The 13,304-nt window shown below is 63.0% G+C and carries 10 protein-coding genes; all 10 read right to left on the bottom strand.

Annotated features, from left to right (window positions below):
- Positions 1–13: 13 nt before the first annotated feature.
- Entirely contained in the window at positions 14–2,866 is a 2,853-nt protein-coding gene (locus AC0IYS_RS22310) for a TonB-dependent receptor (protein WP_471707241.1), read from the bottom strand.
- Positions 2,867–2,925: 59 nt separating this feature from the next.
- Positions 2,926–3,933 (bottom strand): LacI family DNA-binding transcriptional regulator, encoded by a 1,008-nt coding sequence (locus AC0IYS_RS22315; protein WP_471707242.1) that lies wholly within the window; start codon positions 3,931–3,933, stop codon positions 2,926–2,928.
- Between the two features lie 225 nt (positions 3,934–4,158).
- The gene (locus tag AC0IYS_RS22320) at positions 4,159–5,799 is read right to left on the bottom strand and encodes a methyl-accepting chemotaxis protein (RefSeq protein WP_471707243.1); all 1,641 of its coding nucleotides are present in this window, start codon (positions 5,797–5,799) and stop codon (positions 4,159–4,161) included.
- A gap of 159 nt (positions 5,800–5,958) precedes the next feature.
- Entirely contained in the window at positions 5,959–6,555 is a 597-nt protein-coding gene (locus AC0IYS_RS22325; RefSeq protein ID WP_315222113.1) for a MarC family protein, read from the bottom strand.
- A gap of 53 nt (positions 6,556–6,608) precedes the next feature.
- Entirely contained in the window at positions 6,609–7,154 is a 546-nt protein-coding gene (locus AC0IYS_RS22330) for a phosphoribosyltransferase (protein ID WP_463449692.1), read from the bottom strand.
- 12 nt (positions 7,155–7,166) lie between these two features.
- Positions 7,167–8,477 carry an adenylosuccinate synthase gene (locus tag AC0IYS_RS22335; protein ID WP_315391650.1) on the bottom strand — a complete coding sequence of 437 codons (1,311 nt, stop codon included), beginning with the start codon at positions 8,475–8,477 and terminating at the stop codon, positions 7,167–7,169.
- 4 nt (positions 8,478–8,481) lie between these two features.
- Positions 8,482–9,642 (bottom strand): ATP phosphoribosyltransferase regulatory subunit, encoded by a 1,161-nt coding sequence (locus tag AC0IYS_RS22340; protein ID WP_471707244.1) that lies wholly within the window; start codon positions 9,640–9,642, stop codon positions 8,482–8,484.
- A gap of 194 nt (positions 9,643–9,836) precedes the next feature.
- Positions 9,837–10,754, bottom strand: coding sequence for a protease modulator HflC (gene hflC / locus AC0IYS_RS22345; RefSeq protein WP_471707245.1), 918 nt, complete (start codon positions 10,752–10,754; stop codon positions 9,837–9,839).
- On the bottom strand, positions 10,754–12,043 hold the full coding sequence (gene hflK / locus AC0IYS_RS22350; protein ID WP_471707246.1) for an FtsH protease activity modulator HflK: 1,290 nt from the start codon (positions 12,041–12,043) through the stop codon (positions 10,754–10,756). The genes hflC and hflK overlap by 1 nt, the downstream gene beginning before the upstream one ends.
- Positions 12,044–12,060: 17 nt before the next feature.
- The gene (gene hflX / locus AC0IYS_RS22355) at positions 12,061–13,290 is read right to left on the bottom strand and encodes a GTPase HflX (protein ID WP_471707247.1); all 1,230 of its coding nucleotides are present in this window, start codon (positions 13,288–13,290) and stop codon (positions 12,061–12,063) included.
- Positions 13,291–13,304 lie beyond the last annotated feature (14 nt).

The following is a 13,304-nucleotide window of genomic DNA, read 5'->3' on the forward strand; positions in this document are numbered from 1 at the left end:
AACACGGGCCTCCTCAGAACGCGTAGCGCGCGCTGAACTTCAGGGTGCGCATCTGGCCGCCCATGGAGTTGGGCACGCCGAGATTTCTGTTATCACCCCCGACCCGGTTCTGTGGATTGCCCGGACCGCCGCCCCAGCCGTCATAACCTCCGTAGTTGATGCTGTTGAACAGATTGAGCACGTCGGCCCGCAGCGACACGCGGCCGAAGCGGAAGCCCACCTCCTTCGACAGCCCGACATCCACTTGGCGGAACCGGTCGCCATCGCCTTTGACGGACACGCATTGATTGAAGCCGGTCGAGCAATCGGTGATGCGGTAAGGCAGGCCGGAACCCAAGGTCACCTTCCCGGATAACATCAGCCCCCACGGCAGCCAGCCATCGGAAACGCCGGCGACAACCAGACGGTGACGCTCGACATCTCTTGATGGATTCCAGGCCGAGGCATAACGCCCATAAGTCCAGTTGAAAATCTCGTTGGTCCATTCCTTGTTGGTGGTCTCGCCCTTGCTATAGGTGTATGTCGCGCCCAGGCTCCAGGTGGAAGCCTTGGTGTAAGGCTTGTCCATTTTCAGATAAGCCGACTCGGTTTTCGCCTGCGAGACAAAGTCGCCAAGCACCAGTGTCTGATAGCCTGGAATGGAATCGAACAGCGGATCGATCGGGCTGGCGTTACCCCACCCACCGTTGACATCGCGGTTGCCGCCGAACCAGTTGAACTGGTTGCGGCTGCGCGAGTTGGTGTAGCCCGCCTCGCCGTTCCATATCCCCAAGGCCTGGCGCAGGCCGAAGCTCCATTGGTCGGTATAAGCCATTTTGTGATCGTTCTTGATCATCCAGATTTCGCCACCCGTCTGCGCGTTCTTTTGCGCTTCGTCCAGGGCGTGATTGGCGATGGTGCGGTCGTATGCCCGCCCCCAACCTGCAAACAGCACGGACGCGCGGTCACCCTTGATGTCATAAGAGAGTCCGAGACGCGGCGCCAAGGCCTTCTTGAAAGCCTTGCGGCTGTTGCCGGTGCTGATGTAGTCGCCGATGTTGACGCCGCCCTTGGCGAGCGACTGGGCATAAGTTTGACCGGCGGGCGCCCCCTCCCGGGGATCTTGCCGGCCGAAGATCGCCACGCGGTCGGCCGGCGTCACGTAGCTGTCGTTGAGCATATTGTCTTCGTAGTCGTAGCGCATGCCGAGATTGAGCAGCAGCTTGTCCGTCGCCTGCCAGTCGTCCTGGAAGTAAATACCGTACTGGTTGTTGGAGAACTCCACGCCGTTCGCAGGAATCGGCTCCTGCGAACGGATCAGGCTAGCCAGACCTGTCACCGTGTCGATTCGCTCGGTACGCACTTCGACGGCACGCGCTGTGCCGGACAAATCGTAGGTGATGTGCTTGACCTTCACGCCAGTCTTCATCGTGTGTCCGCTCTTGCCGGTGTAGGTCAGATCATCCTGGAACAGCAGGCCGCTTTGCTCGCGGAACTGGTTGTTCGGCGAGCCGCCGACAATGATCACGTCGACGACGTTGTTGTCCGTATTGCTGGGCGAAACCTGGTATTTGATGTACGGCGTGCTGGCGTTCGAATGCGGATTCCAGCTGTACTTCTCGTAGCCGATGCGAGCCTCGTTGAGGAAGTTATCGTTGCTCCACTCATGCTTGAAGTCCAGGCGGTCTTCGTCGTTGCTGCGATTGAGGGAATTCTCCGGCACGCTCAACTTCACGTCCTCCGGAATCATGTCGGTTTCGCGCCGGATGCGCGCGGTCGCTTCCACGCGCTGGTTCTTGGCGATCTGCGCGTCGACCTTCACCAGGAACAGATCCTCCTTGAACTTGGATACGGCGGAACCCTGTTGCGACAGCAGCGATGGCACGATGCCCGCATTGGGCAGCAAGTCGGTGCGCTGTGCGATCACCTGGCGCGGGCTGTCGATCTTCTTGCCCTCGTAGGCGATGAAGAAGTGCGCCACATCCTGCTTGATCGGACCACCCAAGGTCATCCCGTACTGGTCCTGTGAAGATTTTGGCCGGCCGATACCCTTCTGCTCCGACTCCTTCTGGAACGGATCCTTGGCCGTGAGATTGGTGCCGGTGTGGTCCCAGAACGCGTCGCCATGCAGCTCGTTGCCGCCGGATTTGGTGATCGCGGTGATCGCGGCGCTCGACACCTGGTCGAATTCGGCCTTGTAGTTCTGCGCGATCACCTTGTACTCGGCGATCGCCGATTGCGGGAAGGGATTACCCCGGCTTGTATCGAGGCCGGAGACGCCACCGCGCAGGATGTTGTTCTTCTGGCTGACGCCATCGATGAAGACGTTGACGTTGTCCTGGTTCTGCGACCCGGATTGCAGCTTGACGTTGCCGCTGTTGTCGACACTGAAGCGCACGCCCGGCGCCAGATCGGCGAAGGACAGGAAATTGCGAGTGACCTGCGGCAGCTTCTCGATCTGTTCGCGCGAGACGGAGGTGCCGACCTCGGAGCCTGCCACATCGCGGCGCGACGCGGAGCCGGTGATCACCACTTGCTGCACGCCGCTTTGCAGCGCCAGGTTGACCTGGCTGGTCTGGCCGACGCTAACGGTCACCGGTTCGGACGTTTGTTCACCGACCTTGATCTGGTAAGTGCCCGGAGCGACGCCGGTCAGCACGTAGCTGCCGTCGGCGCGCGTGACAGTGTTGTAGACGTAGCCGTTCGACTGGTTGGTGGCGGTAACGGCGTTGCCGGCCGACGGCGCCGCGCCGCTGGTGACCTGGCCCTGAATGGTCGCGCTACTCAGTTGCGCGTGCGCGGGGATGGCTGTCAACAGTGCTGCGGCCAATGCTGCGGCCATTGCGGACAAGCGTAGGGACGGCGTATGCCGTTGGGTGTTGTTCATGGTTGTCTCCTGTTTTTGTGTACTTTTTTTGTGTGTACTACCAAGGCATGAAGCTACTACTAACTTTGCTGACTACCTCCCGTCGAAGCACGCACCACCAGCTCGGCGGCCAGTGTCTGCGCGCTCACCGGCGTGTTCCCGGACTGACCGATTTGCGCATGCAGGCGCTCCAACGCCCGCACGCCCAGATCGACGATCGGAACTCGAACGGTCGTCAATGCCGGACTGACGTACCGCGCAATACGAATATCATCGAAGCCGGCCAGCGCGATATCGCGCGGCAGCTCCAGGCCTTGCTGGCGCAGCTCCAGCAACGCCCCGATGGCCATCATGTCGTTGGCCGCGAACAGCGCGTCCGGGCGGTCTGCGGCGACGGCCAGCGCCTTGGCCACGCGCTGCCCCGACTCCTCGGAGAAGTCGCCTTCGAACACCTGCGCCACCGCGTTCGGCGCCAGCGCGGCCAACGCCGCGTGATAGCCGCGCAAGCGCTCCTGCGCCTCGAAGTTACCGGCCGGGCCGGCGAGGAAGGCGATGCGCCTGTAGCCCCGCCCCACCAGATGCGCCACCATGGCGTAGGCGCCGCTGTAGTTATCGAACGAGATGGAAGCGTATTGCGTGCCGCCGGCGGCGGTGCTCATCAAAACGATCGGCAGGTCTTCGGGCAGGTTATCGGACAGCAGCGCCGCGTCCACATGCGGCGACATCACCAGCAGACCGTCGACGCGGCCGCGCATGGCGCGGATCGACAGCGCCACCTCGTCGGCGTCGCCGTGCAGGCTCGATACCATCAGGTGCAGGCCACGGGCGCGCGCGGCGACGTCGATGCCGCGAATGATCTCGGAAAAGAACTCGCCGTACAGGTCCGGCAGCAGCACGCCGATGGTGTTGGTGAAGCTGGTGGTCAGGCTGCGGGCGCCGACGTGCGGCATATAGCGCATCCGTTTGACCACCGCCAGGATGTGTTTGCGGGTATCGTCGGTGATGCTGGCGTGGCCGTTGAGCGCGCGCGACACCGACGCCACCGACACGCCGGCCTCCTGCGCCACGTCCTTGATCGTTATCGCCATGCTTGCTGCTTTCGGGAAATGTAACCGGTTACATCAGCGTCAAAAAATATAACCGATTACTTTAATGGAAATGTAACCGGTTACATTGGTGTTTTGAAAAGTCTACTCGCGTTCGCCGCGCACTGTAAAGACTTTTTTATAAGTTTGCCATCGCGCGCATCGGGCCGGCGGGCGGCTGAAGGCAGCGGGTGGCGCGATGCCGTCCCGCCGGTGTTCGACTTCCAACTAGCGGCTCATGCCAAGCGCGGGCAACGCGCGCGACGGCCTGACAGGACGGCGCGCCGACATCGATACGCCGGCGCCATCGTCGGCCACGATGAAGCGGGCGACGGCGTCGCGCAGGCTTTGCGCCTGGTCGGCCATCGACTGCGCGGCGGCGGTGGCCTGCTCCACCAGCGCGGCGTTTTGCTGGGTCACCGCGTCCATCTGGACGATGGCCTGGTTGACCTGTTCGATGCCCGCGCTTTGCTCGTTCGACGCCGTGACGATCTCGCCGATAATGTGCTGCACCGTGGTCACCGCCTTGACCACATCGTCCATCGTGCGTCCCGCCTCGTCCACCAAACCGGCGCCGTCGGCCACGTAGCCGGCCGAAGCCTGGATCAAATCCTTGATCTCCTTGGCCGCCGTGGCGCTGCGCTGCGCCAGCGTGCGCACCTCGCTCGCCACCACCGCGAAGCCGCGCCCCTGCTCACCGGCGCGCGCCGCCTCCACGGCGGCGTTCAGCGCCAGGATGTTGGTCTGGAAGGCGATGCCCTCGATAACGGCAATGATCTCGGTGATCTTGGTCGAGCTGCGCGAGATGTCGCTCATGCTGGTGACCACGCGCTGCACCACCTCGCCGCCGGCGACAGCGATGCCGGACGCGTTGCGCACCAGGTTGTCGCCGTCAAGCGCGTTGCGCGCGTTCTGCTTCACGGTCGACGTCAACTCCTCCATGCTGGACGCGGTTTCCTCCAGCGACGACGCCTGTTCCTCGGTGCGCTGCGACAGGTCGGCGTTGCCCTCGGCGATTTCCGCCGCCGCGACGGCGATCGAATTGGCCGACGCCTTGATGCCCGAAACGATGCCGTTCAACTGCTTGCGCATCGATTCGAGCGACGCCATCAAGCTGTCGCTATCGCCTTGCAGCGGCACGTGGACCTCCAGATTGCCGTCGGCGATCTGGCGCGCCACGTCCTGCGCCAGCGACGGTTCGCCGCCCAGTTGACCCAGGATGCTGCGCGCCACCCACACCCCGGTGGCCAGCGCGAACGCGATCGCCGCCAGCGCCATGGCCATAATCAGTTTGCTCGAGACCTCGGCCATACCGGAAGCCTCCTCGCCGCTGTCGCGGTTGACCTGCTCTTCCAGCGCCTGCAGCTCGGTCAGCACGGCCGTCCAATTGCGCTGTTTGGCGCGCAGCTCGCCCATCAGCAGCGCGGTCGCCTCCTCCGGTTTGTTGGCAAGTCCGAGTTCGGTCGCCTGCTTAAACAGCGGCATCGCCGCCGCCTCCACGTCTTTCAGCGACGCGAACAAGGAGCGCTCCTTCGCGGTGGTTTCGGCGTCGTCGTCGAGGATTTTTCCCAGCTTTTGATAGGCGTCGGCATACGCCAGTTCCTGCGTGCGGATGCGGTCCACTTCAAGCTGCATCGAGGGCATGTCGTTGAGCAGCGCCAGATTGCGCACGGCGATAAAGCGGTCCTGCTGGCTGGCGCGAAGCTCCACGGCGAGCGTGCTTTGCACGCTATTCACATAAACGATTTCCGTCAGACTCGCCTTCAGCTTGTACAAGCTCACGATGCCGAGAATGGAAATGGTGATGAGCAAAACCAACAGGATGCCGAAGCCGCCCATCATGCGCGTTTTCACACTCAACTTTTTCATATGCCTGCCTTCCGCGATGTGCACCGCTTGCGTAATTGTTAAATGTCGAAGAATTTCCCATGGGAATTATATATTTGACAAATTTAACTGGCAAGTCCGGGCTACGGAAAACGTGACATCGTTGTGCGCTGACGACGGCGCGGCGGCCGCCGTCAAAACTCACAGGGTCTTGACGAACTCCCGGATGCCACTTAGCAGCATCTCGACCGACATCGCCGTCAGGATCAGGCCCATGAGGCGTTCGAACGCCGTCATCACCTGCGGGCCGAGCACCTTCTGCAGCTTCTCTGCGCTGAGGAACACCAGCAGCCACACCACCGCCACCGCCGCCAGCGCGGCGACGTGCACCATCACCTCGCCGGTGCTCTCGCTGGAAAACAGCAGCACCGTGGCCAGCGCGGACGGACCTGCCAGCGCCGGTATCGCCAGCGGCACGATGAACGGCTCGCCGCCATCGGTGCGGCCCAACACGCCGTCCGGATGCGGGAAGATCATGCGGATCGAAATGAGCAGCAGGATCACGGCGCCGCCAATGCGCAGCGCCACTTCCGACAGATGCAACGCCGCCAGAAAGTGACGGCCGAAGAACATGAAGATCAGCAGCAGCACGAACGCGATCGCGCATTCCCGAATCACGATGCGCGAACGGCGCGCCGGCGGCACCGGATTGAGCACGCTGGCAAACAGCGGCACGTTCCCGAAAGGGTCGGTCACGAGAACCAGCAAAATGAAGGTCTGGAAGAAGTCTTGGGTCATATGTTTTTTTTATTGAATAAAAAAGGGAGCCGAAGCTCCCTTGGTCGAACAGCTTATTGAGCCGCTTCGCCTTTTTTGATCCACGCCGCCAGTTGATGCGGACGCAGGCCGTCGTAGTCCTCGAACGGCTGGTGGATCCACGGATTGTGCGGCAGTTCCTCCATCTGGTAGTCCGGCTTGAAGGCCGAGCTGCCCTTGGTCCAGATCACGGCCGATTTCACATCGGTGACGCCTTCGAAGTTGTCCTTCAAATGCTTCATCACCTTGATCAGGGTGACGCCGGAATCGGCCAGGTCGTCCACCAGCAGGATCTTGCCCGACAACGGGCCCTTGGTCATCGTCATGTACTTGGCGATGTCCAGGTCACCGCGCACGGTGCCCGCTTCTTCGCGGTAGCTGCTGGTCGACAGAATCGCCAGCGGTACGTCGAAGATGCGCGAGAAGACGTCGCCCGGACGCACGCCGCCGCGCGCCAGGCACAGTACCATGTCGAACTTCCAGCCCGATTCATGGACCTTCAGCGCCAGGCGCTCGATCAGGCGGTGGTACTCGTCCCAGGACACCCACAGGTGTTTTTCGTTCGATTGCGGATCGCTCATATTAATTCCTTATTATTCGAACGGATGACGCAGAACGATCGTCTCTTCACGATCAGGACCGGTCGATACCATGTCGACCGGCACGCCGACCAACTCTTCGATACGTTTGATGTAGGCGCGGGCGGTGGCCGGCAGCGCTGCCAGCGATTTCGCGCCGACGGTGCTTTCGGTCCAACCCGGCATTTCTTCGTAGACCGGCACGCAGCGCGCGGCTTCCTCTGCGCCCGACGGGAAGATGTCGACGGCCACGCCGTCGATGGTGTAACCAGTGCACAGCTTGAGCGTTTCCAGGCCGTCCAATACATCCAGCTTGGTCAGGCACATGCCGGTGACGCCGTTGATCTGCACCGAGCGGCGCAGCAGCGCGGCGTCGAACCAGCCGCAGCGACGTGCGCGGCCGGTGACGGTGCCGAACTCGTGGCCCACTTGCGCCAGGTGGTGGCCAACGCCGGCATCGGTCGGCAGCTCCGAGGGGAACGGGCCGGAACCGACGCGGGTGGTGTAGGCCTTGGTGATGCCCATGATGTAGTGCAGCATGTTCGGACCGACGCCCGCGCCGGCGGCGGCGTTACCGGCCACGCAGTTCGACGAGGTGACGAACGGATAGGTGCCGTGGTCGACGTCCAGCAGCGAGCCTTGCGCGCCTTCGAACAGCAGGTTGGCGCCGGCCTTGTGCGCGGCGTACAGCGCGCTCGAAACGTCGGTCACCATCGGGCGCAGGCGCGGCACGTAGGCCAGCGCGTCGTCCAGGGTTTTCTGGTATTCGATGCGCGGGGCCTTGAGGTAGTGCTCCAGCACGAAGTTGTGGTAGTCGAGGTTCTCGGCCAGCTTTTCGGCGAAGCGCTTTTCGTTCAGCAGGTCGGCGACGCGGATGGCGCGGCGCGCCACCTTGTCTTCGTAGGCCGGGCCGATGCCTTTGCCGGTGGTGCCGATCTTGGCTTCGCCGCGGGCGGCTTCACGGGCCAGGTCCAGCGCGGCGTGGTAAGGCAGGATCACGGGGGCGGCGTCCGACACTTTCAGGCGCGACGCGACTTCGACGCCGACTTTTTCCAGCTTGTCGATTTCGCGCAGCACGTCCGGCACCGACACCACCACACCGTTACCGATGTAGCAGGCCACGCCTGGACGCATGATGCCCGACGGGATCAGCTGCAGCGCGGTCTTGACGCCGCCGATGACCAGCGTATGGCCGGCGTTGTGGCCGCCCTGGAAGCGGACCACACCTTGTGCATGATCGGTCAACCAGTCGACGATCTTGCCCTTGCCCTCATCGCCCCACTGGGTACCGATGACGACGACGTTCTTTGCGTTTTTCTTTGACATCACACTAACCTAAGTTTTTAAGAATCCAGTTGCTACCACTATCGTCGAGTACCAGAGCGCGGTCGCACTCGAACTCGTCCAGCTCGCTGCTGTGACCCGGCATACTTTGGATCACGACTTCGCCGGACTTGCGCAGCTCGGCGATTTTTTCCTTCAATTCAGGCGCGTTGCCCCATGGAGCGCGGATCGACTGCTTGCGTTCCGCCGTGGGCAGCAGGCGCGCCAGCTCGCGCAGGTCGAGCGAGAAGCCGGTGGCGGGACGCGCCCGGCCAAAAGCTTCGCCTACGTGATCGTAACGGCCGCCGCGCGCCACCGCGTTCGGCAAGCCTGGCACATACAGCGCGAACATCGCGCCGCTTTCGTACTGGTAGCCGCGCAGGTCGGCCAGGTCGATCGCCACTTCGGCGCGGCCCAGCGCGGACGCGGCCAGCGCGGCCAGTTCGGCCAGCGCCTTGGACATGCCCGGCAGGTCGGGCAGCGTCTCGCGCGCCTTCTTCAATACTTCGATGTCGCCGTACAGGTTCGGCAAAGCCAGCAAGGCCTCGCGCACCTGCGGCGCGTAGCTGGCGGTGATCGCCTGCAGGCCCGGCACGTCCTTGGAGCGCAGCAGCGCGTACAGCGCCGCTTCATCCCTGGCCGCGTTGGCGTCGCCGTCGAGGATCACGCGCAGCACGCCGGCGTGGGCCAGGTCCAGCCGCACCTCGTTGAAACCGGCCAGCGCCAGGGAGGCCAGCGACAGCTCGAGGATCTCGGCGTCCGCTTCCAGGCCGGCGTGGCCATAAATCTCGGCGCCGATCTGCAGCGGCTCGCGGGTGGTGTGCAGGCCCGAAGGACGGGTGTGCAGCACGCTGCCGACGTAGCACAGGCGCGTGACCGAGTCGCGGTTCAGCAGGTGGGCGTCGATGCGCGCCACCTGCGTCGTCATATCGGCGCGGATGCCCAGCATGCGGCCGGAGATCTGGTCGACCAGCTTGAAGGTGCGCAGATCGGTGTCCTTGCCGGCGCCGGCCAGCAGCGATTCGACGTACTCGAGCATCGGCGGCATGACCAGTTCGTAACCGTATAGACGGAAGTTATCCAGCATCAGACGACGCAGTTCTTCAATCTTGCGGGCTTCCGACGGCAAAACGTCGGCGATATTCTCGGGCAAAAGCCAATTCGGCATGGGAAACTGATACGGAAAAATTAAAAAACGAATAATGCGGCGAACGTGGCGCTGCCATAAAAGCGGCGGGCCGAACCTGATATTTTACGCGAAAATGCTTGCAGGGAGGGGAAAAGATGCGAACCGGGGAGCCAAAAGGCTCCCCGGTTGCTGGTCAAACAGGCGTATCGTTTTGCTACCAGCGTACTGCCAGCTTACTTCTTCGGCGCGGCCGGTGCCGACGGCGCGCCGCCGGTGCCCGAGCTCTTGAAGTACTTGAAGTAATCCGAGCTCGAATCCATCACCATCACGTCGCCATGGTTTTTGAACGTGGCGCGGTAGGCTTCCAGGCTGCGATAGAACTTGTAGAACTCCGGATTGCGGCCGAACGCCTCGGCGTAGATGGCCGACGCCTTGGCGTCGCCCTCGCCGCGCATCGTTTCCGCTTCGCGATAGGCCTCGGCCAGGATCACGGCGCGCTGACGGTCGGCGTCGGCGCGGATCTTCTCCGATTCGGCGGCGCCGGTCGAACGCAGCTCGTTGGCCACGCGCAGGCGCTCGGCCTTCATGCGCTCGTACACCGAGTTGTTGATCTGCTCGACGTATTCAACACGCTTCAGGCGCACGTCGATGATCTCGACGCCGATCTGCGCCGCTTCCTGGACCACCTTGGTGCGGATCGCCTCCATCACCTGCCCGCGCTTGCCCGAAATGACTTCGCTCACGGTGTGCTTGGTGATTTCCTCGTTCAGCGCCGCCTTGACGATGACCGACATGCGGTCGCGCGCGCGGGTCTCGTCGCCGCCGAAGGTGACGTAATACAGCTTGGCCTGGCCTTCGTTGCGGCCGATGCGCCACTTGACGAAGCTGTCGACCAAGATGTTCATCTTCTCGGCGGTGATGAAGCGCTCAGCGTCGGCCGACTCGATCGTCAGGATGCGGTTATCCAGATACAGCACGTTCTGGAACGGCGGCGGCAGTTTGAAGTGCAGCCCCGGCTCGCGGATGACTTCCTTGATCTGGCCCAGCGCGAAGACGATCGCGTACTTGCGCTGGTCAACGACGAACACCATCGACGACAGCAACAGCAACGCGACGAAAACAGCAATGAGGGAACTAGCTATGCGATTCATTAACGACCCTCCCGGTCACGTCCGGACTCGCGCGAGCGCGAATCGCGCTGGCGGGTTACTTCAACCGATGGCATGACTTCCGACGGCAACGTCGCCGTCGCCGGTGGCGTCGCCGCCTTGGCCGCCGCCGCCGTGGCGTCGGTGGCCGCCGCCTGGGCGATCAGTTTGTCCAGCGGCAGATACAGCAGATTGCTGCCGCTCTTGGCGTCGACCATCACCTTGCTGGCGCTCGAATAAATCTGCTGCATGGTTTCCAGATACATGCGGTCGCGCGTCACGCCCGGCGCCTTCTGGTACTCGGTCAGCACCTGCTTGAAGCGGGCCGCGTTACCGGTGGCGTTTTCGGTGACCATCGAGCGATAGGCTTCGGCCTCCTGCAGCAGACGCGAAGCGTAGCCGCGCGCCTTCGGAATGACGTCGTTGGCGTAGGCCTGGCCTTCATTCTTCTGGCGCTCCAGATCCTGGCCGGCCTTGACGGCGTCGTCGAAGGCGCCCTGCACCTGCTCCGGCGGCTGCACCGCCTGCAGCGTGACGTTCGAAATCAACACGCCGGAGGCGTAGCGGTCGAGGATCACCTGCATCAGCTGCTGCGTTTCGAAGGCGACCTTGTCGCGGCCCTCGTACAGCACGAAGTCCATCTTGTTCTTGCCGACGATTTCGCGGATCGAGGTCTCGGCGACCTGGCGCACCGTCTCCTCTTCATCGCGGTTGTTCATCAGCCACGCGACCGGGTCCTTCAGCTTGAACTGCACCGCGAACTGCATGTCGATGATGTTCTCGTCGTCGGTCAGCATCAGCGATTCGCCGGTCTGCTTGTTCTTGACGTTGCCGCGGTAGCCCACTTCGATCATGCGCATCTGCGAGACCTTGACCGTCTCGTCGCGCTGGAACGGATACGGCCAGCGCCAGTTGAAACCGGAGCCGGTGGTGTGGCTCACTTTACCGAAGGTGTAGACGATACCGGTCTGGCCCTCCTGCACGATGAACGAGCCGCTGGCGAGCCAGATCAGCAAGGCCACCACGCCGACCGCGCCGGCGGTGGCGCGCATGCCTGCCGAATCGGGACGCGGTCCGCCTGGACCGGCGGGACCGCCGTTATTGGGACCGTCGGGACCTTTTTTCTGGCCGAAGAAGCTATTGAGGCGCTGATTGAAATCGCGCCACAGCTGCTCCATGTCGGGGGGGCCTTCGCCAGGCTTTTTGCCTTCGTTCGCTTGCGGCTCGCCGTCCTTCTTGTCCGAGCCCCAGCGGGGATCGTTCAGCGACGGCTTGAGGCCAAGACGTTTCATTATTGAGGAGACACGCATCAGTGTGATCCAACGTGATTAGGGGTGGGACTGCTATCTGCTTCCGAGTCGGAGATGGAGTCGGCGTCGCCGTCGGCTGCCTCCCCGTCGTCCGCCAGATCCGCTTCTTCGAATTCTTCTGTGTCGCCTGTCGGGTAGGCCTGGTTCAGCCTGGCGCCGGGCGCCGCCTTGGCCCATTCGACCACCGCCTCGCGCAGCAAATCGACGCCCTGGCCGGTGCGCGCGCTGAGGAAAACGCGGGAAATTTTAGCATATTCATCCCTTTCCACAGACGGCTCCAGGCCGGCCGCGTCGATCTTGTTCCACACCAGAATCTGCGGAATATGATCGGCGCCGATCTCCTTGAGCACCAGGTTGACCTGCTCGATCTGCTCCATGCGCACCGGCGACGAGGCGTCGACGACGTGCAGCAGCAAATCGGCGTGGATCGTCTCTTCCAGCGTGGCGCGGAACGCCGCCACCAGCTGGTGCGGCAGCTCGCGTACGAAACCGACCGTGTCCGAGAACACCACGTTGCCCACTTCCTGGCCCATGTAGACGCGGCGCGAGGTCGTGTCCAAGGTGGCGAACAACTGGTCGGCGACATAGACGCCGGCCTTGGTCACCGCGTTGAACAACGTCGATTTGCCGGCATTGGTATAGCCGACCAGCGACACCGAGAACGTCTGGCTGCGTCCACGCGAACGGCGCTGCGTTTCGTGCTGCTTGCGCAGCTTGCCGAGGCGCGCGCGCAGAGCCTTGACCCGCTCGCCGATCAATCGGCGGTCGGTTTCAAGCTGCGTCTCACCCGGACCGCGCAAGCCGATACCGCCCTTTTGCCGTTCAAGGTGGGTCCAGCCGCGGATCAGGCGCGTGGCCAGATGCTGCAGCTGCGCCAGTTCCACCTGCAGCTTGCCCTCGTGGGAGGCGGCGCGCTGGGCGAAAATGTCGAGGATCAGGCTGGTACGGTCGAGCACCCGGATCTGCAGGCGCTTTTCCAGGTTGCGTTGCTGGGCCGGCGACAGCGCGTGGTTGAAGATGACGATTTCGATGGCGTGATCGAGCACGGCAAGGCCGATCTCGTCGGCCTTGCCGCTGCCAACGAAATACGCCGCGTCAGGAGAGGAACGCTTTGCCGTGATCGTCGTGACAGGCTCCGCGCCTGCTGAACGGGCCAGCAGTTGCAGTTCCTCGACGCTGGCGGCAAAGTCGCCCTGACCGAAATCGATACCGACTAGAGCTGCGCGCATAAGACGGTCAGGCA

The sequence above is a fragment of the Duganella sp. AC237 genome (assembly GCF_979254035.1).